The organism is Pseudovibrio japonicus, from assembly GCF_014651595.1.
In the GTDB taxonomy this organism is placed as follows: Bacteria; Pseudomonadota; Alphaproteobacteria; order Rhizobiales; family Stappiaceae; genus Pseudovibrio; species Pseudovibrio japonicus.
Genome location: NZ_BMXE01000002.1, coordinates 155,210 through 180,862, shown reverse-complemented (window position 1 = coordinate 180,862; position 25,653 = coordinate 155,210). Strand labels below are relative to the sequence as shown.

General features: G+C 52.5%; 30 protein-coding genes and 1 tRNA gene. 5 read left to right on the top strand and 26 right to left on the bottom strand.

Translation table 11 applies throughout. The features are described from left to right. Window positions 1–21: 21 nt before the first annotated feature. From IE076_RS05585 to IE076_RS05570, 4 genes are all read right to left on the bottom strand, one after another. Entirely contained in the window at window positions 22–591 is a 570-nt protein-coding gene (locus IE076_RS05585; protein WP_189435797.1) for an LptA/OstA family protein, read from the bottom strand. Beyond that, complete coding sequence (lptC, locus tag IE076_RS05580; protein WP_209008889.1) at window positions 588–1,250, bottom strand: LPS export ABC transporter periplasmic protein LptC; 663 nt, start codon at window positions 1,248–1,250, stop codon at window positions 588–590. The genes IE076_RS05585 and lptC overlap by 4 nt, the downstream gene beginning before the upstream one ends. Before the next feature lie 254 nt (window positions 1,251–1,504). Continuing rightward, on the bottom strand, window positions 1,505–2,125 hold the full coding sequence (locus IE076_RS05575) for a ribonuclease D (protein ID WP_189435796.1): 621 nt from the start codon (window positions 2,123–2,125) through the stop codon (window positions 1,505–1,507). 110 nt (window positions 2,126–2,235) lie between these two features. Beyond that, window positions 2,236–2,322 (bottom strand) — tRNA-Leu (locus IE076_RS05570). 230 nt (window positions 2,323–2,552) lie between these two features. On the opposite strand from IE076_RS05570, the gene IE076_RS05565 reads away from it, so the two are divergent. Then, window positions 2,553–3,539 (top strand): complex I NDUFA9 subunit family protein, encoded by a 987-nt coding sequence (locus IE076_RS05565; protein WP_189435795.1) that lies wholly within the window; start codon window positions 2,553–2,555, stop codon window positions 3,537–3,539. A gap of 106 nt (window positions 3,540–3,645) precedes the next feature. Here IE076_RS05565 and IE076_RS05560 read toward each other — a convergent pair whose 3' ends face one another. Then, window positions 3,646–4,455: an undecaprenyl-diphosphate phosphatase gene (locus IE076_RS05560; protein ID WP_189435794.1), complete on the bottom strand. Its 810-nt coding sequence runs from the start codon at window positions 4,453–4,455 to the stop codon at window positions 3,646–3,648. A 148-nt stretch (window positions 4,456–4,603) separates the two neighbouring features. Here IE076_RS05560 and IE076_RS05555 point away from each other — a divergent pair, with 148 nt between their 5' ends. Then, window positions 4,604–5,296, top strand: coding sequence for a glutathione S-transferase family protein (locus IE076_RS05555; protein WP_189435793.1), 693 nt, complete (start codon window positions 4,604–4,606; stop codon window positions 5,294–5,296). 20 nt (window positions 5,297–5,316) lie between these two features. After that, the gene (queG, locus tag IE076_RS05550) at window positions 5,317–6,468 is read left to right on the top strand and encodes a tRNA epoxyqueuosine(34) reductase QueG (RefSeq protein WP_189436336.1); all 1,152 of its coding nucleotides are present in this window, start codon (window positions 5,317–5,319) and stop codon (window positions 6,466–6,468) included. A 66-nt stretch (window positions 6,469–6,534) separates the two neighbouring features. Here the strand turns inward: queG and hisC are convergent, their stop codons facing one another. Beyond that, window positions 6,535–7,596: a histidinol-phosphate transaminase gene (hisC, locus tag IE076_RS05545; protein ID WP_189435792.1), complete on the bottom strand. Its 1,062-nt coding sequence runs from the start codon at window positions 7,594–7,596 to the stop codon at window positions 6,535–6,537. A gap of 57 nt (window positions 7,597–7,653) precedes the next feature. Beyond that, window positions 7,654–8,106 (bottom strand): MarR family winged helix-turn-helix transcriptional regulator, encoded by a 453-nt coding sequence (locus IE076_RS05540; protein ID WP_189435791.1) that lies wholly within the window; start codon window positions 8,104–8,106, stop codon window positions 7,654–7,656. A gap of 115 nt (window positions 8,107–8,221) precedes the next feature. On the opposite strand from IE076_RS05540, the gene IE076_RS05535 reads away from it, so the two are divergent. After that, a complete protein-coding gene (locus tag IE076_RS05535) occupies window positions 8,222–8,539 on the top strand; it encodes a DnaJ family domain-containing protein (protein ID WP_189435790.1) in 318 nt (105 codons plus the stop codon). A 109-nt stretch (window positions 8,540–8,648) separates the two neighbouring features. On the opposite strand, the gene IE076_RS05530 is transcribed toward IE076_RS05535, so the two are convergent. The 11 genes from IE076_RS05530 to IE076_RS05480 form a co-directional block, all read right to left on the bottom strand. After that, the gene (locus IE076_RS05530; RefSeq protein ID WP_189435789.1) at window positions 8,649–9,149 is read right to left on the bottom strand and encodes an RNA pyrophosphohydrolase; all 501 of its coding nucleotides are present in this window, start codon (window positions 9,147–9,149) and stop codon (window positions 8,649–8,651) included. Window positions 9,150–9,171: 22 nt separating this feature from the next. Then, window positions 9,172–10,413 carry a divergent polysaccharide deacetylase family protein gene (locus IE076_RS05525; protein WP_209008887.1) on the bottom strand — a complete coding sequence of 414 codons (1,242 nt, stop codon included), beginning with the start codon at window positions 10,411–10,413 and terminating at the stop codon, window positions 9,172–9,174. A gap of 175 nt (window positions 10,414–10,588) precedes the next feature. Continuing rightward, complete coding sequence (locus IE076_RS05520) at window positions 10,589–11,923, bottom strand: S41 family peptidase (RefSeq protein ID WP_189435788.1); 1,335 nt, start codon at window positions 11,921–11,923, stop codon at window positions 10,589–10,591. Then, entirely contained in the window at window positions 11,920–13,296 is a 1,377-nt protein-coding gene (locus IE076_RS05515; protein ID WP_209008886.1) for a murein hydrolase activator EnvC family protein, read from the bottom strand. Before IE076_RS05515 ends, IE076_RS05520 begins: the two co-directional genes overlap by 4 nt. A gap of 287 nt (window positions 13,297–13,583) precedes the next feature. Beyond that, entirely contained in the window at window positions 13,584–14,066 is a 483-nt protein-coding gene (gene rlmH / locus IE076_RS05510) for a 23S rRNA (pseudouridine(1915)-N(3))-methyltransferase RlmH (protein ID WP_189435787.1), read from the bottom strand. A 256-nt stretch (window positions 14,067–14,322) separates the two neighbouring features. Then, window positions 14,323–14,730 carry a ribosome silencing factor gene (rsfS, locus tag IE076_RS05505; RefSeq protein ID WP_244649616.1) on the bottom strand — a complete coding sequence of 136 codons (408 nt, stop codon included), beginning with the start codon at window positions 14,728–14,730 and terminating at the stop codon, window positions 14,323–14,325. Between the two features lie 150 nt (window positions 14,731–14,880). Further along, complete coding sequence (locus IE076_RS05500) at window positions 14,881–15,546, bottom strand: nicotinate-nucleotide adenylyltransferase (RefSeq protein ID WP_189435786.1); 666 nt, start codon at window positions 15,544–15,546, stop codon at window positions 14,881–14,883. After that, the gene (locus tag IE076_RS05495) at window positions 15,543–16,838 is read right to left on the bottom strand and encodes a glutamate-5-semialdehyde dehydrogenase (protein ID WP_189435785.1); all 1,296 of its coding nucleotides are present in this window, start codon (window positions 16,836–16,838) and stop codon (window positions 15,543–15,545) included. The genes IE076_RS05500 and IE076_RS05495 overlap by 4 nt, the downstream gene beginning before the upstream one ends. Window positions 16,839–16,889: 51 nt before the next feature. Then, window positions 16,890–18,020 (bottom strand): glutamate 5-kinase, encoded by a 1,131-nt coding sequence (gene proB, locus IE076_RS05490; RefSeq protein ID WP_189435784.1) that lies wholly within the window; start codon window positions 18,018–18,020, stop codon window positions 16,890–16,892. Then, window positions 18,020–19,066, bottom strand: a complete 1,047-nt coding sequence (gene obgE, locus IE076_RS05485; protein WP_189435783.1) for a GTPase ObgE — start codon at window positions 19,064–19,066, stop codon at window positions 18,020–18,022. Before obgE ends, proB begins: the two co-directional genes overlap by 1 nt. A gap of 226 nt (window positions 19,067–19,292) precedes the next feature. Beyond that, window positions 19,293–19,838 carry a GNAT family N-acetyltransferase gene (locus IE076_RS05480; RefSeq protein ID WP_189435782.1) on the bottom strand — a complete coding sequence of 182 codons (546 nt, stop codon included), beginning with the start codon at window positions 19,836–19,838 and terminating at the stop codon, window positions 19,293–19,295. Between the two features lie 872 nt (window positions 19,839–20,710). Between IE076_RS05480 and IE076_RS05475 the strand changes: the two genes are divergently transcribed. Further along, on the top strand, window positions 20,711–20,917 hold the full coding sequence (locus IE076_RS05475; protein WP_109316271.1) for a cold-shock protein: 207 nt from the start codon (window positions 20,711–20,713) through the stop codon (window positions 20,915–20,917). Between the two features lie 59 nt (window positions 20,918–20,976). Here IE076_RS05475 and IE076_RS05470 read toward each other — a convergent pair whose 3' ends face one another. The 8 genes from IE076_RS05470 to IE076_RS05435 form a co-directional block, all read right to left on the bottom strand. Then, a complete protein-coding gene (locus IE076_RS05470) occupies window positions 20,977–21,525 on the bottom strand; it encodes a GNAT family N-acetyltransferase (RefSeq protein WP_189435781.1) in 549 nt (182 codons plus the stop codon). Window positions 21,526–21,612: 87 nt separating this feature from the next. Further along, window positions 21,613–22,158, bottom strand: a complete 546-nt coding sequence (locus tag IE076_RS05465) for a GNAT family N-acetyltransferase (protein WP_189435780.1) — start codon at window positions 22,156–22,158, stop codon at window positions 21,613–21,615. 15 nt (window positions 22,159–22,173) lie between these two features. Continuing rightward, complete coding sequence (locus IE076_RS05460) at window positions 22,174–22,734, bottom strand: GNAT family N-acetyltransferase (RefSeq protein WP_189435779.1); 561 nt, start codon at window positions 22,732–22,734, stop codon at window positions 22,174–22,176. Further along, window positions 22,731–23,288, bottom strand: coding sequence for a GNAT family N-acetyltransferase (locus IE076_RS05455; RefSeq protein ID WP_189435778.1), 558 nt, complete (start codon window positions 23,286–23,288; stop codon window positions 22,731–22,733). The genes IE076_RS05460 and IE076_RS05455 overlap by 4 nt, the downstream gene beginning before the upstream one ends. Window position 23,289: 1 nt before the next feature. Next, on the bottom strand, window positions 23,290–23,850 hold the full coding sequence (locus tag IE076_RS05450; protein WP_189435777.1) for a GNAT family N-acetyltransferase: 561 nt from the start codon (window positions 23,848–23,850) through the stop codon (window positions 23,290–23,292). Beyond that, on the bottom strand, window positions 23,847–24,413 hold the full coding sequence (locus tag IE076_RS05445) for a GNAT family N-acetyltransferase (RefSeq protein WP_189435776.1): 567 nt from the start codon (window positions 24,411–24,413) through the stop codon (window positions 23,847–23,849). Before IE076_RS05445 ends, IE076_RS05450 begins: the two co-directional genes overlap by 4 nt. Next, window positions 24,410–25,000: a GNAT family N-acetyltransferase gene (locus IE076_RS05440; RefSeq protein WP_189435775.1), complete on the bottom strand. Its 591-nt coding sequence runs from the start codon at window positions 24,998–25,000 to the stop codon at window positions 24,410–24,412. Before IE076_RS05440 ends, IE076_RS05445 begins: the two co-directional genes overlap by 4 nt. Further along, window positions 25,000–25,590 (bottom strand): GNAT family N-acetyltransferase, encoded by a 591-nt coding sequence (locus IE076_RS05435; RefSeq protein ID WP_189435774.1) that lies wholly within the window; start codon window positions 25,588–25,590, stop codon window positions 25,000–25,002. Before IE076_RS05435 ends, IE076_RS05440 begins: the two co-directional genes overlap by 1 nt. Between the last annotated feature and the right edge of the window lie 63 nt (window positions 25,591–25,653).

The window sequence follows — 25,653 nt, the reverse complement described above, 5'->3', positions numbered from 1 at the left end:
CAATGGCGTCGCCTATTTTGTTTAGTTCTCATTTTCAAGGCTGTTTGGCTGCAAAAGCATCCGTACGCGACCCGTGTTACTGCCAGGTGCACTGGAATCCAAATTCGCTCTGCCAGTCTCCAGATTAATCACAAGACGATTGCCTACAATAACATTTGGGCCCTGACTCAACACAACACGCTCACCGGTCATCACAACAAGTTGCTCATTCATATCAAAGCTGGCATCGTCACCAGTTGCAACCTGATCTCTGGAGGAAATCAGAACGTTGCCTTTTGCTTCAAGGCGGGAAATGGACTGCTGAACCGGTTCGCCATCCGCAGTTCCATTGGCCATGGAGCCTTCGTAAAATACGATCAGGCGCTCGGTTTCTAGTTTCGCATCGCCTTGAATGACGACAACGTTTCCAGAGAAGATCGCGCTTTTGTCTTCATCTCGTACCTGGAGGTTTGTCGCTTCAATTTCGATAGGCTCATCGCTGTCAGAACCAAATCCGGCAAAAGAATCGGAGAACGTTTGCGCATGAGCAGTGCCTGCCAGCCCGAGCGCCAAAAGACAAGAAAGAGAGAGTATCCTTATCCGATTAATCATTGACCGTTCTCCAGTGCCCAGGGCAAGAGCTTCATCTTCACGCCCTGACGAAAATTCAAAACATTGTTTCTCTGATCAAATTCCATAGATCCAGCATCGATATAGCCACCATCGGAAGTGACATCAACCGCATCATTGGTCAGCATTGTACCTGTTTTCATATTGATATCGAGATACTCAAACTCTGCTCTATAACCTTTGCTGTGGGAAGCCGTAATCCCATTTGTCAGTTTCAGGGTTTCCATCTCCGTATCAAACGTGCCGTTTCGGGACGTGACATTCAGAGTTTCCCCCGGAGCTGTCGTGATTGCGGCCACAATATTCTCTAGGTCAATGACTTGTGGATTTGTAATGCGCTGAATGGCCCGGTCCGCCTGCACGCTGTAGGAGCGATCACCGTCATTGCCCGAAAGGTGCGGGTTAGACATGACCAGACCTTCAGTCGTCAGGCTGATATCCCCAATGCTCAGTCCTGAAAGAAGGTTCTGGAGAACGACCATACCAATCACACCGAGCGCAATCAGCACGCCCAAGACCGGGAGTGTGAAGCGAAGGAGACGCACGAGTATTGAGTGGCGGCGAGCAGACTTGCGCGCCTTATCAAGTCGCGTTTGCGGGTGCTCCGCAAACTCCCTGGGCATGTTCTCCATTGTAGTCATTCGTTATCCTGGAACATTCTGGAAGCGACGCTCATAGCGAATCGCTATCCGGTTGCCATTTCCGGTCTCTTCTCTCACAAGGAGTGACCAGTATTCTACAGGCACAAAGCGCTTCCGTGGATACGCAGATTTCAGGTAGCACCTGAAAGGAAGCGGTAAGTACACACTAGCTGCCTAAATGGGTGTGCTTCAACAAAATCCAATTGCTGAAGCACAATAAACCGCAAATACTGGTAGAAAACTCAAAGTTTCGCTTAAGAATGTGCGAAAATATCGTTCTCAGGCCATCCGGCAAGGTCCAATTGTGCACGTGTCGGCAGAAATTCGAAGCACCTTTGCGCAATTTCGGTGCGCTCTTCACGCTCTAACATGAATTCAAGGCGTGCTTTGAGCTTGTGCAGATGCAGAACATCTGATGCAGCGTAGGCCAGCTGAGCATCTGTCAGCTTTTCAGCGGCCCAATCGGAGCTCTGCTGCTGCTTGGAAAGGTCAACGCCAATTAACTCTCGGCAAAGATCTTTCAATCCGTGTCGATCCGTGTAGGTGCGCACGAGCTTTGAAGCAATCTTTGTGCACCACACCGGAGTAACGGAAATGTCCAAATACTCCTTCAATATGGCAACATCAAAGCGGGCAAAGTGAAAAATTTTCGGCTTGCTCGGGTCTTCAAATAGCGTTTGCAGATTGGGGGCGACCAGCTGCCCACGCTCAATCTGGACCACATCGGCAGAACCGTCGCCAGCAGAAAGCTGCACCACGCACAACCGATCCCGGTGTGGATTCAGACCCAAAGTTTCGGTGTCTACCGCAACAGCCTCAGCTGAAGCGTAGTTGGAAAGGTCTGGAAGATCGTTCTTGTGATATCTGATGGTCATTGTTGCTCTCGAAGAATAAGCGCCATTGGGTGATGAGACGTGTTTTGTCTCTTCTACACCAAACGGTCAAGTTACTCTTAATTTTTTGGGAGAGCTTTGTGAAGAAAAGATGGTGCCCAGAAGAGGACTCGAACCTCCACGCCCTTGCGGGCACTAGCACCTGAAGCTAGCGCGTCTACCAATTCCGCCATCTGGGCATATCATCTTTTTCTTTCAGAGGGTTGCTGCTTGGCAGCGCCGCTCTGTGAGGCTGGGTTCTAGTGATCTGGGCTGGGATTGTCAATCACACATTTGCAAAGACTTTTAATTTCTCCACAGAGAGCCTTCACAACCCTAAAACTTGGGCCTATTAACATCCCATGAATTATAGCTTTTTTGAGGGTTATGCGCACTAATACGGCTACCCGAAAAAACTTGGCAAAGGTGGATGAAAATGGCGCAAGCGCTTAACGGGAAACTTATCACCGTTTTCGGCGGATCAGGATTTATTGGTCGTCACGTCATCAGGATCTTAGCAGAGCGTGGATATAGCGTCCGTGCTGCTGTTCGCCATCCTGAACTTGCAGAACACTTGCAGCCACTTGGAGCTGTTGGGCAAATCATGCCTGTGGCTGCAAGCGTGCGAAACAAAAAATCTGTCGAACGCGCTATGGAAGGTGCGTGCGCAGTCATCAACCTTGTGGGTATTCTTTACGAGAGCGGTGCCCAGAAGTTTGACAGTGTTCAGGCCAAGGGCCCGGCGACAGTCGCTGAAGTCTGTAAAGAGCAGGGCATCGATACCCTGGTGCACATCTCTGCGATCGGTGCAGATGAAAACAGTCCGGCTGTTTATGCAAAAACAAAAGCTGCTGGTGAAAAGGCTGTTCTGGATGCCATGCCAAATGCCGTCATTTTCCGCCCATCCATTGTGTTCGGCCCAGAAGACGACTTCTTCAACCGCTTCGGTGGTATGGCGCAGATGTTCCCAACACTCCCTCTGATTGGCGGTGGGCATACGAAATTCCAGCCCGTTTACGTCGGCGATGTTGCGCTCGCAATCGCAAACGCTGCCGAGAATAAGGTGGAAGCTGGCAAAATCTATGAGCTTGGCGGACCTGAGGTTGCCACCTTCAAAGAGTGTTTGCAGCTGATGATGAAGATCACCCATCGCAAGCGCTTTCTCATCAACCTGCCGTTCCCAATTGCACGCATGCAGGCAAGGTTTATGCAGATGATGCCAAAACCAATGCTGACCGTCGATCAGGTCAACATGCTCAAGAACGACAATGTGGTGAGCAAGGACGCTCAGTCAGACAAACGGACCTTTGAGGGGCTTGGAATTGAGCCGCACTCCATGGAGGCAATCCTGCCAACATATCTCGACAAGTTCCGCCCCCATGGCCAATACGATGCAAAACGGCCAGCAAAATCTTAGAGCTTCAGCAGACAAGACCCTGCTTCTGGCGGGGTTTTTTATCTGATTACAATAAAAAAGCGCCGCAGTTTTGCGACGCTTGATTGATAATCCAGACAGTGCCGGATCAGCTCTGTGTGAGGATGAGACCCAGCAGCCCAATCCCACCGACGATGATGCGCCACCAGCCAAACAGGGCAAACCCATGCCTGGAGACATAATCCAGCAAAGTGCGCACTACAAAAACGCCAGCAATGAACGAAGAAATCAGCCCGATGATAATCAGGGTCCACTCATCCTGGCCCAGTGCATCCTTGTTCTTCATAAAATCAAACACAAATGCCCCAACCATTGTGGGCATGGCAAGGAAGAAGGAAAACTCCGCCGCTGAGCGTTTGTCTGTGCCCATCAGCAAAGCCGATACAATCGTAGCTCCACTGCGTGACACACCCGGGATCATTGCCATGCATTGTGCAAAGCCGATCTTGATGTACAGCGACATCGGGTATTCTTCCACACTCGTGTAGCGTGCCTCTAACGGCATTTTGTCAACCAGCAGCATGATGATGCCGCCAAAAATCAGCGTCACGCAGACGAGGACGGGGGTTTCGAACAACACTGCCTTGATGAATTCATAGGACAGCGCACCAATAGCTGCAGCAGGCAGGAAGGCAAGCAAAACCCCGATAGTGAAATGCCGTGCTTTAGCACTTGTAGGCAATGCACGCGCAATCCGTGTAAGGCGTGCGAAGTAAACACTCAGGATCGCGGCAATCGCCCCAAGTTGGATCATCACCTCAAAGGCGCGTCCTTCACTTTTAAACCCGATGAAATGCCCGATCAGCAGCAGATGCCCAGTTGAGGAAACTGGAATAAATTCCGTTAGTCCCTCAATAATGCCGAGCACAAGAGCGCCGACAATACTTTCAGTTGTCATTAAACGTTGGTCTCCACGAATTTCCCCAGTCGTTTATGGCGAGGTTGTCCCCGTGTTTTCGTATGGTTTACGGCCCCAAGACTCTTTTGAGACAAATTACATTTATATAGCAACCTTTTGGTTACAGGTTTGCTCATAAATCAGAACAATGCTCAAGCTCTATCATCACCCTTTCTCTCCTGAATCGCGCTTTGTACGTCTGGCGCTAGGAGAATATGGAACTCCGTTCGAATGTCAGACGGAGTACCCTTGGGCACGTCGTCATGATTTCTTAATGATGAACCCCGCAGGAACGCTTCCCGTTCTGAAGGAGAATGATGGCCCTGCTGTGTGCGGTGCCACCGTTATCATGGAATATTTGGATGAAACTCGTGGATATGCGATTCCAAATAACCGATTACTCCCGGATCATCCTGAAGCCCGTGCAGAAACACGTCGTCTCGTCGCTTGGTTTTTGCAAAAATTCCTCGCTGAGGTTATTGGCTACATTGTGCAAGAACGCATTTTCAAACAGGAGATGCCGGATAGCCAAGGTGGCGGACAGCCTGACTCCAGCAGCCTTCGGGTCGCTCGGATCAATATGGTAAGCCACATGCGCTACATCGGATACCTTGCAGCCACACGAAAGTGGTTGGCGGGAGATCGGCTTACCTTCGCTGATCTGGCCGCAGCAAGTCTTCTCTCCTGTGCAGACTATCTTGGTGAAGTTCCATGGTCCGAGGACGAAAACGTAAAGAGCTGGTACGCACGGATGAAATCTCGTCCGAGCTTCCGCCCAATTCTGGCGGACAAGATGCTCGGCATGCCAGCAGCGAAGACCTACGCGGATCTCGACTTCTAAAACCCCATTCAGACACACAGCTGACAGAAAAGCAGGCTGCACGTGTAAAAGCAGACCTCATAAAACGTGCGCGCGCAATCGGGTTCGATGACATCCGCATCACCACCGCAGATGCGATCCCGCTTGCGCCAGAACGCCTGCACCACTTCATCGAACAAGGCTACCACGCCACGATGGAGTGGATGCCGGAAACCGAAGTCAGACGCTCCAGCCCGCTGGAGCTCTGGCCAGAAGCCCGCTCAATCATAATGCTGGCGATGAACTACGGTCCGGACGTTGACCCTATGGAAATGCGGAACAAACCGGATAAGGCCCATATCTCCGTCTACGCCCGCAACCGCGATTACCATGACATCATGAAGGGCAAGCTGAAGGAACTGGCCAGTCTGTTGGTTTCCAAAGGTGGCGGTGACGTAAAGGTGTTTGTGGACACCGCCCCGGTTATGGAAAAGCCTCTGGCTCATTCGGCTGGGCTCGGTTGGCAGGGCAAGCACTCCAACATTGTGTCTAGGGAACTGGGTTCATGGTTCTTCCTAGGCTCAATCTTCTCAACGCTGGATTTACCGCTGGATGAGTCGGAAGTGGACCACTGCGGCAACTGCACCCGTTGCCTCACAATCTGCCCAACCTCGGCCTTCCCTGCGCCCTATCAGGTCGACGCCAACCGCTGCATCTCTTACCTGACCATCGAACACCATGGCCCAATCCCGCTGGAGTTCCGCAAGCCCATCGGTAATCGCATTTATGGCTGCGATGATTGCCTTTCCGTTTGCCCATGGAACAAGTTCGCCCAGTCTGCCAGCGAAGCGAAGCTGCAGGCCCGCGAAGACCTCATGGAACCTGCCCTTTCCGACCTGTTGCAGTTGGATGATCCAACCTTCCGCAAGTTCTTCTCAGGCTCGCCAGTCAAACGAATTGGTCGCAACCGCTTCATCCGCAACTGCCTCATCGCAGCCGGAAACAGTGGCGAAGAAAATCTCATTCCGATTGTTCTAGAGCACCTGCAAGACGAAGACGAAACCGTCCGCGCAACAGCCGTCTGGGCCACAGCCCAACTCGTCTCCGCTGCCGACTTCGAAACACATAAATCAGCCTCACTCACCAACGAACAAAGCGAACTGGTGAAAGCCGAATGGGAGCAGGAAACATCTTCCTATGGTGCATCGGTTTGAGAGTTTTTCGGAGGACGTGAAGTTTTAACAGAAGAGGTATCGCGACACCTGTTTGGCTGCCGCTAATTATCTCGCGATCATTACCTCCAGCGCTTTCACCAATGCCTCGCACTCCTGTGTGGTGCCGATGGAAATGCGCAGCCAGTTGTCGATCCGTTTGGCCGGAAAGTGGCGCACCAGAATGCCGCGTTTTCGCAGCTCTGAATGCAAATGTTCTGCCGGAATGCTCTCGTGAGAGACAAAAATAAAGTTTGCAGAAGAGGGCAGCACCGTAAAATCCAGTGCCCGCAGGCTGGCTGAGAGTTTCTCGCGATCGGCAATAATCATATCGCGCGTCTTTTCAAACCACTCTGTGTCTTCCCACGCTGCAAGCCCCGCAGCAAGGGAAAGCCGTCCAAGTGGGTAGGAGTTGAAGCTGTCCTTGACCCTCTGTAGGCCCTCAATCAAATGAGGTTGGGCGACAGCAAAGCCGACCCGCACACCCGCAAGGCTGCGAGACTTTGAGAAGGTCTGAACGACCAGCAGATTATCGTAGTCCGGCACCAGCTGCACGGCACTTGCGCCGCCAAAATCAATATAAGCCTCATCAACCAAAACGACCACATTGGGGTTTGCTTTGAGGATTGCTTCAATGTCGTCCAGCGGCATCGCCAGTCCGGTCGGTGCGTTTGGGTTTGCAAGCACAATACCACCACAAGCCCTGCGAAAATCATCGGGATTGAGGTGAAAGTTGTCATCCAGCGGAATGAGCTGGTGTTTGATAGAGTAAAGCTTACAATAGGTTGGGTAGAAGGCGTAGGTGATTTCTGGAAACAGGACAGCATCCTTGCCGCTGAAAAAGGCATGGAACGCATGGGCCAGCACTTCATCGCTGCCATTGCCTGCAAAGATATGGTCGCTCGTAAGATTCAGGGAAGAAGCAATTCCCTCCCTAAGATCTGTGGCAGTCGGATCCGGATAAAGGCGTAGCGCCTCGTCTGAGGCCGAGACGATTGCCTTTAATACACGCGGAGACGGCCCCCACGGGTTCTCGTTGGTGTTTAGCTTGATGACCGGTGGGCGTTTGGGCTGTTCGCCCGGCGTATAAGGTTCCAGTTTTTGGACAATCGGGCTCCAGAACCTGCTCATATTTCAATCCAATCCCAGCATACAACCATCAACAACGCACCTTCAAGCCAGCAAGTCTTAAGACCTCTTTGCCAAAGCGTCGTTCAACACGTACTGCATGCGATAATAGGTTTCCACCTCTTCATCAGAAAACTCCTTCACGAACTCTTCCAGACGGTTCATCTCAGCCTTGCGCACCTTTTCAATCAGCGCTTTGCCTGGAGGTGTCAGACGGTAAAACACGGACCGTTTGTGCCGTGGATTGCTCACTTGCTCCACTTGTTCTTTGTCGAGCAATTCTTTGAGAATCTTGGCCACGAACTGACGTTTCAGCTGCAGGAAGTTAGTAAGTTGAGGCGCTGTTGCCTGCTCTAGGTTGAGTGCGGCTTCCAGTACAGCACGTTGGCCGACAGTCAGGCCGGTCCCTTCAAGATCAGCCTCAACCCGATTGCTGATCGTACGAAGCAATGGGCGTGTCATCTGAATACCCGCATAGAGCAGTTCGGCTTTGGAATTAGGTTTTTTAGGCATTTGATTTATTTACTTTAATTGCACTTATTGTCAATTAAATTGACAAGTGCCGGATTTCCTCTTACTCCTACCCTACAGCTTTTCAGAGGATCTCAAAGGAAAATGAGCACAGGTCATGAGCTTTAAAAATCTTGCTGAGCGACAGATCATGAAAGCACAGGCGGAAGGGCAGTTGGAAAACCTTGAAGGCGAAGGCAAACCGCTACCAGAGCGCGCGCCCGGTCCACTGGATACAGCAGCAGGCATGAGAATCATGGCCGCCGCAGGAGCAGTGCCTCGCGAGATTGAGCTAAAGAAAGAAATAGAGGTGCAGCGGCTCGCCGTTAAGGCCGCTGAAGGAACCGCCGACTGGAAACAGGAAATGGCGAAGCTGGCAGACCTGCAACTCCGCTACGCCATTGAGCAGGAAGCCCGCAAAAGGTTCTTTACATAAAGCCTGAATTTCGGTCAGTGCCTATTCGAAATGCTGCTGTGGCAATGAGAGGAGAGCGCTAGACGGCAACTCCGCCTCCGCCAAATAGGCACGCAGAGCTAATACCGGATCAAGCCGTAAACTCGGAAAACGCCTCGACCACATCAAGATAAACCTGATGTTTGAACGGAATAACCAGACCGGCAAGGTTCTCTGCTTTCTCCCAGCGCCACTCAGAAAATTCCTGGGCGTGCCCATCTGGTGGGGTCAGAATATTGATCTCGCTGTCATCACCCTCAAAGCGGAAGGCAAACCAACGCTGGGTCTGCCCGCGGTACTTCGCCTTGCGAACCTGACGCTGAATCTCCTCGGGAAAATCGTAGGAGAACCAGTCAGGCGCTTCTGCCAGTAAACTGATGGACTTCACCGAGGTTTCTTCAAAAAGCTCCCGCTTGGCTGCTTCTAAAGGGTCTTCGCCCTTATCCAGACCTCCCTGCGGCATCTGCCAGGCAAATTCTTCAGGAATTGGCTGCTTGTCACCGTAACGCTTGCCAGCCCAGACAAGCCCATCCCGATTGATAAGCATAATGCCGACGCAAGGACGAAAGGGGAGGGCGCTGTAATCAGTCATGTTTAGTCCAATAGAGAAAGGTTTAGCGTGAGGACTTGATGGCCGAGCTGATTGGGACGAGGGAGAGGCCACGTTCTTCCAACCGCTGGGACCAGGTTTCCAGAGCATCCAGTGTAACAGGGAAAGCCGTCGCCGTCGCAACCGCAATGCCCCGTTGACGCGCGATTGTTTCCAGTTCCAGCAACTGTGTGCCAATGGCTTGGGCGTTCAGGTCCCGGTCCAGAACCAGATCAGCCTGCACAAAGGGCACCGCCTGCGTTCCGGCAATTTTTCCTGCTTTGGAGCGTGGGGAAGACCCGTCATCAACATACATCAGACCACGGTCCCGAACCTTGCTGAGAAGCTCGCGCATGTGGGTCTCGTTTGAGGTGAAGCGGTCGCCCATGAAATTCACCAGCCCAACATAATTGCTGGTCTGTCCCATGATCCATGAGAGGCGCTCGTCATTCTGCTTTTCGTCCAGATTGATCAGCAGGCTCTGCGGCCCCGCGTCATTATCAGGATAATCAAAGGGCTCCATCGGCGCCTGCAGCAGCACTTCATGCCCGGACAGACGTGCAGATTTCATCCAGCTGTTGATGTCATCCCCATAGGGTGACAGACCCAACGAGATATCGGAAGGAAGGTCTTCAATCGCCTTCATCGTCATGTCGGAGTTGAGTCCGATCCCGTTGATCAGGATGGCAATCCGCGCTTGTGTCAGTGTCGCAGGATTAGGACGGCGGGCGTAGGCATCAAGTGGCCGAACGCCTTCCGCTGAGATCATTGGGAGTGCCCCAAACTTGTTTGGCTCAAGAAGCTGCTCAACAGGCTCCGTCGAAAGCGACTCGCTGGAAAAGCCACCATCCAGCCCCGTTAGATCACCACTCCGCACAAGCTCGACCAGCGGGGTTGGCCCACTTGCCGGATTTTCCAAAGCTGTGCTACGTGGACGGGAAACCCCATCGCCGCTGTTTTGCCCAACATCGTTCTCTTGCCACGTGCCGCTGGCGTCGAGCTGCTCTGCTGCGATGACGCTGGGTTGAGACCCGTCTGGTAGATCAACAATCTCGATATCACTTGGCCCGACACCGTCAAGCGCACTGGACAGCTTGATGGTTGCCATAGGCTCGCCGCCATTGGGGTCGTCAACAATGCTGATCCAGATGAAACCGGTGGTGAAAATAACGGTCATGATGGCGACACCAATCAGGCCGAGCGGTAATCGCCCGATGCCCCGACGCTTGTTCATTCCAAGCGGAGCCGTCAAATCGCTCCTAACCATTGGTGCCCCCACCTTCGTCACAAAGAACCGCCGCGCCAAACGAAGGTTTAGCGCGGCGCTCATTACCACTTTATAGCATATCCCCGGTAGGAGGCTACCGATTTTCGCGGAAGAACATGCTTGCAAATAAATGGTTAGCGCCGAGCGGTCCGGAAAAACCGCGCGGCGCTGTCGTTTACTTAGATGCGTTTACAGCGCCCTCTGCACTTGGTGGGAAGGCTGTATCAGTCTTTTCGCCGCGCAGCAGGTCCATTGCCAGGTTCAGCTGCACATCTTCGGCTTTGTCCTGTGGCACATAAGCCTGACTGCCAGAGCCCTCATCGCCTTCTTCGGCCTCAAGGTGACCACGCAGACCAGCTTCGCCTTTGGTTTCAGCTCGGCCCTTCAGCTCTTCTGGAAGTTCCTGCAGGGAGACGATATCTGGATGGATACCCTTTGCCTGAATGGAGTTGCCGGAAGGCGTGTAGTAGCGTGCTGTTGTCAGGCGAATCGCACCATTTGCACCAAGCGGAATGATGGTCTGAACAGAACCCTTACCGAAGGACCGCGTGCCAAGAATAGTCGCACGACGGTGATCCTGCAGCGCACCGGCCACAATCTCGGAGGCAGACGCTGAACCACCATTCACCAGAACGATCACTGGAGCACCTTCAGTCAGGTCACCATTGCGAGCGTTGTAGCGCTGGGTTTCTTCAGCATTCCGGCCACGGGTGGATACGATTTCGCCACGGTTCAGGAACGCGTCAGAAACAGCAATTGCCTGATCCAGCAAACCACCCGGGTTGTTACGCAGATCCAGCACAAAGCCCTTCAGGTTGTCTTCGCCGATCTCGTCGGTCAGCTCTTCAACAGCCGTTTCCAGCCCGTCAAAGGTCTGTTCGTTAAACTGGGTGATGCGGATGTAACCGATATCGTCTTCCTGGTTCCAGCGAACAGAGCGAATGCGGATCACATCACGGGTAATGGTGATGTCGGTTGGCTCATTAAGCCCTTCGCGGCGCACAGTGATGGTGATGTCGGTATTCACCAGTCCGCGCATTTTCTCGACAGCCTCGTTCAGGGTAAGACCCATCACCTGTTCCCCATCAAGATGGGTAATCAGATCACCAGCCTGTACGCCTGCATTGAATGCCGGAGTGTCATCGATCGGAGCAACAACCTTCACAAGGCCGTCTTCCATAGTCACTTCAATGCCAAGGCCACCAAACTCACCGCGAGTCTGCACTTGCATATCGCGGAAGCTCTTGGGCGGCAGATAGCTGGAGTGCGGATCAAGACTTGTGAGCATGCCGTTGATAGCTGTCTCGATTAGCTCGGAGTCAGCTGGCTCCTCAACGTAATCCGAGCGTACACGCTCAAACACGTCACCAAACAGATTGAGCTGATTGTACGTATCAGCAGATGCTGCTGACGCGCGCTCGGTAAATCTGAACGGAGCTTGAGAGTATGTTACGACTGCCGTAGCCCCCATGACCACGCCAACCAGCAAAAGCGATGCTTTCCGTATCATCCGCGAACCTTCTCGTTTTCGGCGCGTGACCACCATGGGTTGGGGTCGATTGCAGTGCCGTCTTTCCTGAATTCTACATATAAAACCGGCTGGTCCAAACTAAAATTAAGGTTATTTGCGCTTGCGAGGCGCGTTTCACCCATTTTAGCAATTGGCTCTCCAGCAAGAATAAACTGCCCTAACTCCACCATCACATCATCCAGACCGGATAAGAGCACATGGTATCCGCCGCCTGCATTAACAATTACCATCTGCCCGTAAGAGCGGAAATCCCCTGCATACACCACCCATCCATCAGTGGGGGAGGTGACCTGGGCATTCGGGCGTGTCGCAATGGATTGGCCAGTTGTTACGTTACCAAATCCATCAGCAACTCCATAGTCTTGCAAAAGCGTTCCGGAGACAGGCTCAGGCAGAAGCCCGCGCGTATCCCGAAAAGCGACCGCCGGTTTTAGTCGGCTTGGATCAGCAAATGGATCACCCGAAGCGATCCGGTTTTGCCGTTCAATGTCCGCAAGTCGTGCCGCTTCCGCTGCACGCCGGCTGCTTTCCACTTCTCTCTCAAGGTTAGCAAGCAACTCTTTCAAAGAGGTTGCCTTTTCGGCAAGTTCCCTGGCGCGAGCCTTCTCGGCTTCCAGCGCTGCAAGGCTTTCCCTCCGTGCTGCCTTCTTCTTTTCTAAAAGCAATTCAACACGATGACGCTCTTCCGCCATCTGTATTGCACCACTTCGAACCCGGTTGCGTTCGGCCTCAATTTTTGATCGAAGCCTGGCCAATTCATCAAGATCACTTGCCAGTGCCTGCGCCTCAATCCGCACTTCAGGCATGATTGAGTTCAGCAAGATCGCACTGCGCACCGCGCCAAGAGCATCCTGCGGACGCACGACCATGGCAGGTGGCGGACGGTGACCAATCCGTTGTAACGCGCTGAGAACTTCAGCTAAAACATCTTTACGTTCATTCAATGACGCACGAACAGATTGCTCGTTTTTTCTGTGCCGCCCCAAACGCGCTTCAGTGGCTTCCAGCTGGTTCTCAAGCTTCTTCATACGCTCGCCAGTGCGGATCAATTCACCACTCAGGCTCTCTCCATCCCGCTCCAGTGCACGAATAGAACGCTGAATTTCTTCGCGTTTTTCCTTGGAGATGGAAATGTTCTCGTTCAGCTCGCGAAGTTCTTGCTCACGCTCCTGCTTCTGGCGCAAAGCAACTGCCGCCGGATCTTCGGGGTCAATCGCGCCATCTTCAACTTTAACTGAGATGTTCGTGAGCTTTTGTGCAGTACCTTGCAGCGGCAGTACAACAGTAGCCGCAAGAAACAAGGCAAGGCTTGTTATCACTCGGAGGATCAGGTTTCCCCTAAAACGCAACAACTGAACTCCTAAAGCGCAGCGCGGAACAAAACGCTGACTTTCTTACAAAAATGGTGACGCAGACCAAACTTGGCATAAAAAAGTAGACACACAGCCTCAAAATTAACGTTGAGGATAATGCTCCAGACGGCGTTAAGGAAGTGTCAACCACGCTGCAGGCTTACCGACTTCCGGCAAAAACATCAATATCCGGAATACTCATTTGAGCACGTCCATATGGATGATAGCCAGCGTCTGGGACTTGACCGATGGACGTGAAAGCGAAGGAAAACCAACACCCACGGCAATCACGCGCGGTGATACGGATGGCCTGTCAGAATTGTGATCGAGCGGTAGATTTGTTCGCTGCACATGATGCGGACCAGCTGGTGGGGCCATGTCATGGAGCCCAGAGCGAGCTTGAGGTCGGCGCGTTGCAGCAGGGCCTGTCCATGTCCGTCAGCCCCGCCGATGGCCAGAACTACGTCAGAAATACCCTGATCGGCCCAGTTGCCGACCTTTTTGGCAAACACTTCGCTGGAAAGCGCTTTGCCATGTTCATCCAGTGCGATCAGGACCGCACCCGAAGGAAGCGCATTGAGCAAAAGCTGCGCCTCTTCCTCTTTTCTATCTTGCGTGCGGGACGCCCGGCTCTCTGAAAATTCGACAACGGATACTGAGGTGATGCCAACGGAACGGCCAGCTTTGCGGGCCCGGTCCAAATAGCGTTCATACATGTCCTTTTCCGCGCCGGCTTTCATTTTGCCGACGCAGGCAATCGTAATTTTCATTGGGGTCCCCGAAGTTCAGGCGTCTTCCTGAAAAGTTCAGCCATTTTCAGGGAAATATACGCATGAAAGCATGGACTTAGAGTGTGAAGCGCAAACAAGAGAGAACGCAACATGCTCTAAACCGTATTTGCCCGCAAAAGGTCGCGTGCAGATGAAACAACACCTGCATCAGCGGCAATTGCCCAGACACTCTGTCTCCTGCAACGGACAGAGAGCTGGATACTGCAGTAATCAGTGCCTCAAAGAAGCACTGATATTATCCGATGAACTGCGTCGGTGCAGAGCTATCCGCAGACCACATCTTTTCTATGTTGTAGAAAGAGCGGACTTCTGGGCGGAAAATGTGAATGATTGCGTCACCGATATCAACGAGCACCCAGTCACAGTGCGGCATACCCTCAACGCGGGCGTTACCGTAGCCAGCATCCTTTAGGGTCCGGAGCAGTTGGTCAGCAACAGCCCCCACATGGCGATGAGAGCGGCCAGAAGCCACAACCATGTGATCAGCCAGAGCAGACTTTCCGGAAAGATCGAGTGATACGATATCCTCAGCCTTGGAATCTTCCAAGCTGTTGAGGATCAGTGCAAGCACGTCCGCCTCATTGGTGGGATCGTGCGATTGAAGAGGAGCGATGTTGTCCGTCCCTTCATGTTGTGTTGTCATGGTCAGCTTAAGAGCCCTCGCCATGGTTAGAGAAAGCAGTATTCTACCGAATGAAAAGCCTGAAATGCACAAACTCAAGCCTTCCGTCAAGAAGAATACTCAGGTCCCTATGGCATTTTCAAGACACTAGTTTCCGCAAAAAGCGTAAAGTTACCCTGGACCGTGTCCTCTTTTCCTCAGTGATGTGGAAGAGGTTTCATCCAGCGGACCGCGTAAAATGGTCCAGCACGGGGCTTTGCGCTCAGGCAGTTGGTCTGCACTTTTTTCTTTTAGTTGAGCAAATGCATACCGTTGGCAAACTTGAGCGGAAAGCGACGAAAGGGTCGCTTTGGGCCGGTCAACAATTGCCACCGGCACCCCTTCTATAATGCTCTGCCAGTTTTGCCAATGGTGAAAATTGGAGAGATTGTCTGCGCCCATGACCCAGACAAAATTAAGGTGCGGGCGGCGCAATCTTAACTGCTGCAATGTGCTTGCCGTGTAAGAGGTGCCAAGCACCTTTTCAAAGGCAGTCACCTTCATCTGAGGGTGGTGAGCCAACGCTTTTGTTGCGGCAACCCGCTCCTCAAGAGGCGCGAGGTTGCTAAGAGACTTAAGCGGGTTTCCGGGTGTCACCAGCCACCAGATTTGATGCAGGTTCAAACGCCGCAAAGCCGTCTTGGCCACCAAAAGATGGCCGGTATGCGGGGGATTAAAGGACCCGCCAAACAAACCGATGCGATTGCCCGGGGCAGCATAGGGCAGGCGCATCCAATCCAGATGCGTATCGCCAGACTTGCTGTGGCTATCCAAGGCTTGCAGATCAGTCTTGGTCATGGACGTGTTTGGCCATTCCCGCGCACCACATATTTAAAGCTGGTCAGCTGCTCCACACCAACCGGACCACGGGCATGCATACGGCCCGTTGCGATGCCGATTTCAGCGCCCATTCCAAACTCGCCGCCATCAGCAAACTGTGTGGATGCATTGTGAAGAACAATAGCTGAGTCCACTTCTGCAAGGAATTTGCGCGCCGCAATTGGATCTTCGGTGACAATACAATCGGTGTGATTGGAGCCGTGGGTGCCGATATGCTCGATTGCATCGTCCAGCCCGCCAACAATTCTTACCGAGATAATGGCATCCAGATATTCGGTGGACCAATCCTCGTCGGTGGCCGCAACAGCTGTAGGGCACAGCATCAGCACATCTTCATCACCGCGAATCTGGCACTGCTTTTCCTGAAGAGCAGCAATAATCGGAGGCAGAAGTGTAGCCGCCACAGCTTCATCAACCAGCAAGGTTTCAGCTGCACCGCAAATGCCGGTCCGGCGCATCTTGGAGTTGACGACAATATCAATTGCCTTATCCAGATCAGCCTTTTTGTCGATGAAGATATGAACCAGACCTTCCAGATGCGCGAAAACAGGGACGCGGGCTTCTTCCTGAACGCGGGCAACAAGGCTCTTACCGCCACGGGGAATGATCACATCAAGGTTGCCATCCAGCCCTTTAAGCATCTCGCCAACAGCAGCGCGATCCTTGGTTGGTACGATCTGGATTGCGTCAACAGGCAGTCCCGCTTCAGCAAGGCCGGCCTGCAGAGCTTTATAAATGGCTAGATTGGAGTTGATCGTGTCAGAACCGCCGCGCAGGATAACCGCATTACCAGCCTTTAGGCACAGAGCGCCTGCGTCTGCGGTTACGTTCGGACGGCTCTCATAAATCACACCGATCACACCGAGTGGGGTCCGAATGCGGGAGATCTGCAGTCCGTTCGGGCGTGTCCACTCAGCAACTGAGGAACCAACAGGATCATCCAGTTTGGCGATATCTTCAAGTGCGCCGGCAATGGCTTCAATGCGTTCTTCAGTCAGTGTTCCGCGATCAATGAAGGAAGCAAGCTGACCATTGGCTTGCATGTGCTCCAGATCAACCGCATTTGCCTTGAGGATGTCAGAGGTAGCAGCGCGAACAGCAGCTGCCATCGCTTCCAGACCCTTGTTCTTCTGGCTCGTGGGGGCAATGGCAAGACGACGTGCCGCAGTACGTGCTTTCCTGCCAATGGTTGCCATCAGGTCGCGAACATTGGAATTGTCCGCATTTGCCACTTCAGAAGTATTTAGCATCTGCAAAACCCTTGAGTCATCACTGGTTGAACGGGTCAACCTAAACAGTATCTATGAAATGTCCAAATCAGATGTAGAGAGGACAAGATCATCCGTATGGATCATCTCCGCGCGTCCCGGATAGCCCACAATAGCTTCAATTTCCTTGCTGTTGCGACCGATAATGAGAGAAGCCTCGCCATAATCATAGGCAACAATGCCACGGCCCACATCATGACCGTCCGTGTCCACAATCCGTACCGCATCCCCGCGTGAGAAGGTGCCTTCCACCTTGGTGACACCGGCAGGCAGCAGGCTCTTGCCCGCTTTCACAGCTCTCAGTGCGCCTGCATCTAGATGAATGGTGCCGTGCGGCTTCAGGTGACCGCTGATCCACGTCTTGCGAGCGCGGGACGGAGAGGAGGGAGCAGGGAACCACGTTGCCCGTGCCCCATTCTCAATCGCATCCAGAGGGTTCATGGTCTTGCCGCTGGAGATGATCATGGTGGTGCCGGCGCTCTGCGCAATTTTGGCTGCGTCAATCTTGGTCTTCATGCCACCGGATGAGAAGGCTGTACCCGGCGCACCGGCCATCGCCTCAATCTCCTGCGTCACCTGAGGAACCTCAGGCAGGAAGATCGCATTCGGGTCTTTCTGCGGCGCGGCGGTATAAAGCCCGTCCACATCAGAAAGCAGCACCAGAAGATCTGCACTCGCCATAGTCGCCACGCGCGCGCCCAAACGATCATTGTCGCCATAACGGATTTCGTTGGTCGCCACGCTGTCATTTTCGTTAATGATCGGCACAGCGCCCATCTTGAGCAGCGTACTGATCGTCTCACGCGCGTTAAGGTAACGGCGGCGCTCCTCCGTATCGCCAAGGGTCAACAGAATCTGACCCGCTGTCAAACCACGGGCACCGAGAATCTCAGAGTAAGCCTGAGCAAGCGCAACCTGACCCACAGAAGCGGCGGCTTGCGCCTGCTCCAGCTTCAGCGGGCCAGCAGGCAGACCAAGAACCGAGCGGCCCAGAGCAATAGAACCGGAGGAGACGACCAGCACTTCTTTCCCCACTTGAGAAAGAGCCTGCAAATCATCCGCCAAAGATTCCAGCCATTCACGCTTCAACCGGCCATTCTCTACCAAAAGGGCAGAGCCGATCTTCACAGTAATGCGCTGATAGTTGCTCAGACTTCGGTTCATTATGGACGCCACTCCTCGGTTACATCAGAAGTAACGGAGTTAGCCTCTTCCTGCTTATCCTTGTCAATGGCACGAATGATCATTCGTTGAACAGTATCAATGTTTTCACCACTGGTTGAAGAGATGATCAAAGGCTTCTGGCCACACGCTTCTTCAAGTGCCTTGTAGCGCTCTTCACGCAGCTCGTCCGTCAATGCATCCGCTTTGGAAAGGCAGACGATCTCGGTCTTGTCATCCAGTCCGTGACCATAAGCTTCCAGCTCACCGCGAATGGTGCGGTATGATTCTGCCGGATCTTCGACGGCGGAGCCATCCACCAGATGAAGCAGCACGCGGGTACGCTCCACGTGGCCGAGGAAACGGTCACCCAGACCATGCCCTTCGTGTGCACCACGAATGAGGCCCGGAATGTCAGCCAGCACGAAGCCGCGACCATCAAGCTCACAAACCCCAAGGTTCGGATGCAGCGTGGTGAACGGATAATCCGCAATCTTCGGACGCGCCGCAGAAACTGCAGACAGGAACGTGGACTTGCCAGCGTTTGGCAGTCCCACAAGACCCGCATCCGCAATCAGCTTCAAGCGCAGCCAGATCCACTTCTCTTCACCCTCAAGACCCGGGTTCGCACGACGTGGTGCCTGGTTCGTTGCGGACTTGAAGTGGGCGTTACCAAAACCGCCGTTACCACCTTTCAGCAGCAGCAAACGCTGACCAATCTCGGTCAGGTCCGCAAGCACGACTTCGTTGTCTTCATCCAGAATTTGGGTACCAACAGGCACGCGCAGCACAACATCGTCGCCCTTGGCGCCGGTTCTGTTGCGGCCCATGCCATGCATGCCGATTTTTGCCTTGTAGTGCTGCGCATAGCGATAGTCGATCAGCGTGTTGAGGCCATCAACACACTCAACCCACACGTCACCACCACGGCCACCATCACCGCCGTCAGGACCACCTTCGGCAACATATTTCTCACGGCGGAAGCTGACGCTGCCTGCGCCACCATCACCAGACTTTACAAAGATCTTTGCCTGATCGAGGAATTTCATATTATTCTCTTTCGTCCACCTGTGACGTTCTTTGGAGGACGTCTTAAAGCCCTATGGCGCTCTCGCCAAGGGCGGAACCGCATTTCTGGCTTATTTTATTGGTTTAGCGCGGCCACGAACGGCCAAAAGGCTCACGAACGCCAATCCGCAAGCCTTTTCAAAAGCAAAATACGCAATGTACGTCTCTAAAGCAAACTACAGGAAACCGCTTTAGAAACGTAAAAGATCAGGCCGCCAGCGCTTGCATCGAAGCCCAACGGTCACGGGTCAGTGTCACCGTTGTGTAATCCATCTCGATGTCACCGCGCGCACGGTTCTTCTCTTTGGTCTCGCCCGTTACCACAAAACCGTTCTTCTGAAGCACGTTTAAGGACGACGGGTTGATGGTGAACAGACCGGTGTTCATCGCAACTGCATTCAGCTGGTTGAACACAAAATCGCAAACCAGATTGGTCGCTTCACTGGCATAGCCTTTACCCCAATGAGTTTTCGCCAGCCAGTAGCCCAGATGCGGGGTTGTCGAAATATTGCGAATGCCGATCACGCCGACCAGCCCTTCACCATTGTCGATCACCCAGTTGATTTCTTCGCTGTGCGCTGTCGTACGGCAATGGTCAAACCACCACGCACCATCATCCTTGGTGTAAGGATGCGGCACCACGGTCAGCATCTTGCTCACATCGAAATCATTTAGCGACTCGTTATGAATATCGAAATCAGTTTCGCGGAAATCACGTAGGATCAAGCGCTCGGAATGCAGCTCCGGGAACATGACAAACTCTTCTTATCTTCTTGGAACGCTTGCCCGATGTTGCCAGCGCTCTTTTCTTAAACACGAAGATAGCGTCAAGCCCGCCAGTCCTAATGTCTGCAACGCGCTGGGTGCTATCTAAACCACGCTTTCTTGTTCCGGGATCTCTTGAAACTCACAATGCTCTGAGCCGCCGCACAAGCGGCGCCAGAATCACCGATGGTCGAGGGAGCAAAAAGGCTGTTGCCGCAACCTTGCTCAAAAACCCCATCCTGCCATCTGCTGAAAGTCGCGGGTGCGCACAAACGATCGCGCCAGCCAGAACAGAGGAGCAAGACCCATCATCAATCTCCCGAAAAACACAGAGCGACCGAGGATTGAAGGTGACAGAAACCTGCATCTCTCTTCAAAAAAGAAGATGGGACAGCAGGCCACAGCATCTTGGAGGTTTCAAAATCCGAAAGGAACTTTAAAAGCTTGGAGGCGGTCACTATCTCGGTCCGCACCTGATTGCAAGCGCTTCGAGCCTATTCTTGGAAATTTTTTCACGCAGTGAGGATTATTTAACTGCGGCTTTTGCCCGAATTCCCGCACAATTGAAAATCACTATAGGCAATAGCATCTTCCGTAAATTTGGCAGGTTTTGTGCAAAGATGACGGAATAAGTTAGTAATTGACTCAGGAAAACCACAGGGAAATAAAAAAAAAGCGTTCTACAGCACTCTAATAGGATGCTGCGCCTTTACTTATGCGCGATAATGTGGAATTCCGTCCTTACGTTAAGACTATCGACACCCTGTCTCCTTTTTAGGCGTCAGAGCATTCGATTTCGCTTTGACGCAACCCACAGCTATCTGCATGTTGCAGCGGCACACTAACTAGGAGATATCACGATGGCTAAAGGCACCGTGAAATGGTTTAACAGCACTAAAGGTTTCGGTTTTATTGCACCTGAAGATGGAAGCAAAGACGTATTTGTTCACATCTCTGCAGTAGAGCGCTCCGGTCTGTCTACTCTGGCTGATGGCCAGGAAGTAACTTACGAACTGGAAGCTGGTCGTGATGGCCGTCAGAGCGCTGTAAACCTCGAAACCGTTTAATTCGAGCTGTTTCAGTGAAAAAGAGCGCAGCGATGCGCTCTTTTTTTTGTCCAAAATTCTCAAACAGCCACTGCGCGCATGGCTTCCCACAGGTCGCGGGTCAGCTCCACTTCAATCAAAGTGACATCTTGCTCCTTGCGAGCGCGGCTTTTCTCTGGCCGGGAGCCCACTGTCTGGAACCCGTTTTTCGCCAGCACATTTAGCGAACCGTCATTTTCCTCAAATGCGCCAGACGTCACCTTGGTGGCCCCCAGTGTCTCGAAGCAGTAATTGACCACCGCTTCTGCCGCCTCACTCATATAACCTTTGCCCCAGAACGGCTCTCCCAGCCAATATCCAATGCGTGGGTGCCCATCTTCCGGGATACGGATGCCAATGGCGCCTGCGAAGACACCTTCAGATTCAATCGCCCAGTTGGTCGCTTCACTTAGCGGCGTTTCAAAAATGTGGTTTAGCCACCATTCGCCATCTGCTTTGGAGTAAGGGTAGGGAACCACGGTCAGCATTTTACTCACGTCATAGTTGTTGATGTGAGTGCAGATTGGTTCCAGATCATCCTGCTGAAACTCGCGCAGCACGAGACGATTTGTAGTGAGCTTAGGAAACATTGTTAGTCCAATTCCATTGGTTTTGGAGTGCCTTGCCTCAGATCACAAACACTCCGGAAAATAATAGATCCTCCGAAAGACCTGCGGTCAAGCCTCCGCAAGCCGGGTCGCCCATTGCTCCTGCGTCAAGCTTACAGAGATATCTGCAAGACTCTCACCGCCGCGGGACCGTGGCGTCGCAAAGCCTTTGACGGGCTTTCGAAAACCGAGCTTGCCAAGAATGCGCAAGCTGGCGGTATTCTCCTCAAGGGCTGATGAATAAATCACTGGAAGGCCAAGCGTTTTGAAGCCATAGCTGACCACAGCCTCCGCCGCCTCACTCACGTAGCCCTTGCCCCACAGATGCTCCGCAAGCCAGTACCCCAGTATTGGTTTGTCACTATTGAGCTTCATCAGTGTGATCGCGCCCGAGAAACCGGCGGGCGTTTCAATCACCCACGCAATCTTTTCGGAAAGAGGCGTCTTCTGGCAAAAGTCAATCCACCATGCCCCGTCCTCTTTGGTGTAGGGGTGGGGAACTTCGGCAAGCATTTTACTGACCGCGAAATTATTGATGTGCGAGCATAGCGGTTCCAGATCCGTGTGCTTGAACTGGCGCAGAGTTAGACTTTTGGTTTTCAATTCAGGAAACATCTTGAATACTCTTAATCAATTGTCTTGGCGGTTCAGCCGAAGAAAGTCAGCGCGGGTCAACTGAAGCTGAAACTCCTCCAGTTGAATATTGTCTCGCGCACGGCAAACGCGTGTGCCTTCGCCGGTGACCGTGAAGCCAAGCTTGGTCAATACATTCAAAGAGGCCGGATTCTCCTTAAACACTCCACCATGCACCACAGATATCTGCCGGTCTTCAAAGAGGTAAAAAAGAACCGCTCTCAAAGCTTCGCTCATTAGGCCACTGCCCCAGTGCTCTTGCCCAAGCCAGTACCCGATATAAACAGCCCCTTGCAGGTCTTTGACTTTGAAAGTACCGCAGAGCTGGCCATCAAGCTCGATTGTCCACGTCACATTCTCGGCTGTGTCATTCTCAAGGGCCTGCTTGATGTATGCCCGCCCGTCCGTTTCTGAAAACGGGAACGGTTGAGTGCTTAGTGATTTGGAGACCTCAAAGTCCCCCAAATAGGCACAGAGTTTTTCAAGGTCCCCGTCCCGCATCTCCCTCAGTACAAGCCGCTCACTGCGCAAAACGGGAAAGGTCATTTGGATCGTCATGGCGGGCAACCTTCTGCTTTGGCAAGGTCTACAAACTCGGCTTTGGGCAATGCAAGCCGAACATGAGGAACCATCGTACCACCCCGTCCGTTGGAGGGGATTGTTTCTTCACCAACTTCGCTAAAGCCCATTTTATCGAGCAATCGGGCGGAAGCAGGATTGTCCCTAAAGACACCAGCTTCAAAACTGACGATAGACCGCTTTTCAAACCCAAAACGCAGCACTGTCCGAAGGGCCTCAGTCATATAACCGCGTCCCCAGTAAGCCTCACCCAGCCAGTATCCGGTCCAGCCTTGGTCATCTTCAAAGCGCGCCCAGATACAGCCGATCAGACCGCTACCATCATCAACCGCCCACAACACCACCTTGTCTGGATCATTGTTCCGACCGCGATTGATATAGAACTGACCGTACTCTTCGGTGAATGGGTAGGGCATACCAGAAAGCATGCCCGCCACCTCATAAGAGTTTGCCAGCTGTACGAGCCGATCCAGATCACCATGTTCGATCATACGCAATCGCAGACGGTCTGTTTTTAACTCGGGAAAAGTCATCCTATCTTATCCCCGCGACTGCAAGTTGTGGTTGCTCTACGGGCTGAGCCAGTTTGAGTTCGAAGTTTTGCACGTCGAGATCATCGGCGCCTCTCGAAGCACAGGCGTGGGTGCCAACAGAAGTTGGAACGAAGCCATTCTTCGAAAGAACACGTAACGACGCAAAATTATCCAAAAAAACGCAAGCATCGACGTTTTCAACGCAACGCTCTGTATTCAGATAATTTACAACGGCTCCGATCGCCTCGGTCATGTAACCCCGGCGCCAATAGTACTTGCCGAGCGCGTAACCAAGTGAAGCAGATTCACCAATCCCGTGTGCTCCAATAGACCCGATAAACCCGGTTCCATTATCAATCGCCCAAACCACATCCGTTTTCAGGTCATTGGAATGACTGCGAGTAACGAACTCCCTAGCCCAGTCGTCGGTGATTGGATGCGGAAAACTGGCGGTCATCCGTGCCACATCAAAGTCGGAGAACAGGAACCTAAGCCGAGTATAGTCGTCTGGCTGAATTGCTCTTAAAATCAACCGGTTGGTTTGTAATTCCGGAAAGATCATTGGGCCAACTCCTGCTCTCTGGCCTGCTGGGCTTCGATAAAATCAAGAGGGGATATGAGGAACTCTTCTGTTGGGTAATTGCCGTCAGGGCGTGCCCGACTGCTGCCCTCATTCTTCCCAGTATGGACAAAGCCAAGTTTACGGACCAGCCTCAAAGAGCCAGTGTTATCACTAAAGGCATCTGCGAATACTTTTGGTAGCTCGCGCTCAAGCAGTAGGTAGCTCAGCGCTTCCCTAGCGGCTTCATACATAATGCCTTTTCGCCAATGGTCTTCGCTAAGCCACCATCCCATAATGGGTGTTTCATGGAGCGGACGAGCTCCAATGCCGCCAACCACCTCGCCCTGGAGTTCAATAGCCCAATGTATGGCCCGACCAAGATCATCGGGTACACGGTTTTGCAGAAAGACCTCAGCATGTGCGAGGGTGTAGGGATACGGAGAGCCGGACAACATGCGTGTAACATTTTGATTGTTCAAGATTTTCTGAACGCGAAGCGCATCCGTTTCTTTCCACTCCCGCAGTGTCAGGCTGGCTGTTCTCAAGCGAGGAAAAGTCGTCATAAGGCTGCTCCCATTTTAATGTCCGCATCACCATGTAGTGCCTCAAACCGATCCCGCGGCAGATGCATGATGATGTTCACTACGTCTTGTTGCAGAGGTTTCGAGTACCGAAGGCAAACGCCAGCAGCCTCAAAGCCTAGTTTTTTCAATAGGTTCAAAGAGGCGTGGTTGTCTTGCATGACCCGTGTGGCGAAGGCATAGCAAGTTTCTTTCGCAAAGCCCCAATGTAGGGCGGCGACACATGCCTCCAACATGAAACCGTGTCCCTGAGCATCCTCAATCATCCAGTATCCGATGGATGGCACATCAGGAAACTCATCGAGATCGCCTCGCTTTTGGATCTCAACGCACCCAATCAGTTGACCATCATATTCAATCGCAAACGGGTATGGCCCTTCTTCAGGGTTGATGGATAAAGCAGATACGAATGATGCATAAGTCGCTTCTTTGTTGGGTGGCCACGGCATGTCTGTAAGCCAACGAACAATTTCGAAATTCTGAGCAAAGTTGGGCCATGCACGGTCAAAATCGCTCTCTTGAGAGGGGCGAAGCTTTAAGCGTTTAGTTGATATGACAATAGGAAACATTAGACAGCACCTCCCATCATTATATCGGCATCACCGTGCAATGCTTCAAACCGATCCCGCGGCAGATGCATGATGATATTCTCAACGTCTTGTTGCAGAGGTTTCGAGTACCGAAGGCAAACGCCAGCAGCCTCAAAGCCTAGCTTCTTCAGAAGTTTTTGAGACGAATAGTTCGTCGCAAATACACGAGCGGCGAACGAGTCACATGCGGCGCGCGCAAAGCCCCAATGCAGCGCAGCAACACATGCTTCAATCATGTAGCCATGACCCTGAGCAGCTTCGCTCAGCCAGTAGCTGATGGTTGGTAGCTCCGGGAACTCATTGAGATCACCGGGTTTTTGAACTTCGACACCGCCAATCAATTGGCCGTTATGGTCGATTGCAAACGGAAAGGAGTCCGTTTTCGGATTTGCCGCGCTAGCTTGTTCAATAAAGGCTTTGGCTTCCGTCATTACTGGAGGCCACGTCAAGCCGGTGAGCCAGCGTGCAACTTCGTAGCTGGAATGCCCGATCTCCCAAAACCGGGCAAGATCGTTAGATTGGAATGGGCGCAGTCGCAGACTTTGGGTATCTATAGTTGTAGTCAACATTATAAAAGACCTTGTAAATCAAACGCATAGTTCTCTAGTTGCTAGTTGAAATGGATAAGTGAG

What these genes read in the sequence shown, in the direction of transcription:
- IE076_RS05585 (WP_189435797.1), bottom strand. Translation starts at nt 591, where the DNA reads ATGATTAATCGGATAAGGATACTCTCTCTTTCTTGTCTTTTGGCGCTC.
- lptC (WP_209008889.1), bottom strand. Translation starts at nt 1,250, where the DNA reads ATGACTACAATGGAGAACATGCCCAGGGAGTTTGCGGAGCACCCGCAA.
- IE076_RS05575 (WP_189435796.1), bottom strand. Translation starts at nt 2,125, where the DNA reads ATGACCATCAGATATCACAAGAACGATCTTCCAGACCTTTCCAACTAC.
- IE076_RS05565 (WP_189435795.1), top strand. Translation starts at nt 2,553, where the DNA reads ATGAAAATGGCGCAAGCGCTTAACGGGAAACTTATCACCGTTTTCGGC.
- IE076_RS05560 (WP_189435794.1), bottom strand. Translation starts at nt 4,455, where the DNA reads ATGACAACTGAAAGTATTGTCGGCGCTCTTGTGCTCGGCATTATTGAG.
- IE076_RS05555 (WP_189435793.1), top strand. Translation starts at nt 4,604, where the DNA reads ATGCTCAAGCTCTATCATCACCCTTTCTCTCCTGAATCGCGCTTTGTA.
- hisC (WP_189435792.1), bottom strand. Translation starts at nt 7,596, where the DNA reads ATGAGCAGGTTCTGGAGCCCGATTGTCCAAAAACTGGAACCTTATACG.
- IE076_RS05540 (WP_189435791.1), bottom strand. Translation starts at nt 8,106, where the DNA reads ATGCCTAAAAAACCTAATTCCAAAGCCGAACTGCTCTATGCGGGTATT.
- IE076_RS05535 (WP_189435790.1), top strand. Translation starts at nt 8,222, where the DNA reads ATGAGCTTTAAAAATCTTGCTGAGCGACAGATCATGAAAGCACAGGCG.
- IE076_RS05530 (WP_189435789.1), bottom strand. Translation starts at nt 9,149, where the DNA reads ATGACTGATTACAGCGCCCTCCCCTTTCGTCCTTGCGTCGGCATTATG.
- IE076_RS05525 (WP_209008887.1), bottom strand. Translation starts at nt 10,413, where the DNA reads ATGGTTAGGAGCGATTTGACGGCTCCGCTTGGAATGAACAAGCGTCGG.
- IE076_RS05520 (WP_189435788.1), bottom strand. Translation starts at nt 11,923, where the DNA reads ATGATACGGAAAGCATCGCTTTTGCTGGTTGGCGTGGTCATGGGGGCT.
- rlmH (WP_189435787.1), bottom strand. Translation starts at nt 14,066, where the DNA reads ATGAAAATTACGATTGCCTGCGTCGGCAAAATGAAAGCCGGCGCGGAA.
- rsfS (WP_244649616.1), bottom strand. Translation starts at nt 14,730, where the DNA reads ATGACAACACAACATGAAGGGACGGACAACATCGCTCCTCTTCAATCG.
- IE076_RS05500 (WP_189435786.1), bottom strand. Translation starts at nt 15,546, where the DNA reads ATGACCAAGACTGATCTGCAAGCCTTGGATAGCCACAGCAAGTCTGGC.
- IE076_RS05495 (WP_189435785.1), bottom strand. Translation starts at nt 16,838, where the DNA reads ATGCTAAATACTTCTGAAGTGGCAAATGCGGACAATTCCAATGTTCGC.
- proB (WP_189435784.1), bottom strand. Translation starts at nt 18,020, where the DNA reads ATGAACCGAAGTCTGAGCAACTATCAGCGCATTACTGTGAAGATCGGC.
- obgE (WP_189435783.1), bottom strand. Translation starts at nt 19,066, where the DNA reads ATGAAATTCCTCGATCAGGCAAAGATCTTTGTAAAGTCTGGTGATGGT.
- IE076_RS05480 (WP_189435782.1), bottom strand. Translation starts at nt 19,838, where the DNA reads ATGTTCCCGGAGCTGCATTCCGAGCGCTTGATCCTACGTGATTTCCGC.
- IE076_RS05475 (WP_109316271.1), top strand. Translation starts at nt 20,711, where the DNA reads ATGGCTAAAGGCACCGTGAAATGGTTTAACAGCACTAAAGGTTTCGGT.
- IE076_RS05470 (WP_189435781.1), bottom strand. Translation starts at nt 21,525, where the DNA reads ATGTTTCCTAAGCTCACTACAAATCGTCTCGTGCTGCGCGAGTTTCAG.
- IE076_RS05465 (WP_189435780.1), bottom strand. Translation starts at nt 22,158, where the DNA reads ATGTTTCCTGAATTGAAAACCAAAAGTCTAACTCTGCGCCAGTTCAAG.
- IE076_RS05460 (WP_189435779.1), bottom strand. Translation starts at nt 22,734, where the DNA reads ATGACGATCCAAATGACCTTTCCCGTTTTGCGCAGTGAGCGGCTTGTA.
- IE076_RS05455 (WP_189435778.1), bottom strand. Translation starts at nt 23,288, where the DNA reads ATGACTTTTCCCGAGTTAAAAACAGACCGTCTGCGATTGCGTATGATC.
- IE076_RS05450 (WP_189435777.1), bottom strand. Translation starts at nt 23,850, where the DNA reads ATGATCTTTCCGGAATTACAAACCAACCGGTTGATTTTAAGAGCAATT.
- IE076_RS05445 (WP_189435776.1), bottom strand. Translation starts at nt 24,413, where the DNA reads ATGACGACTTTTCCTCGCTTGAGAACAGCCAGCCTGACACTGCGGGAG.
- IE076_RS05440 (WP_189435775.1), bottom strand. Translation starts at nt 25,000, where the DNA reads ATGTTTCCTATTGTCATATCAACTAAACGCTTAAAGCTTCGCCCCTCT.
- IE076_RS05435 (WP_189435774.1), bottom strand. Translation starts at nt 25,590, where the DNA reads ATGTTGACTACAACTATAGATACCCAAAGTCTGCGACTGCGCCCATTC.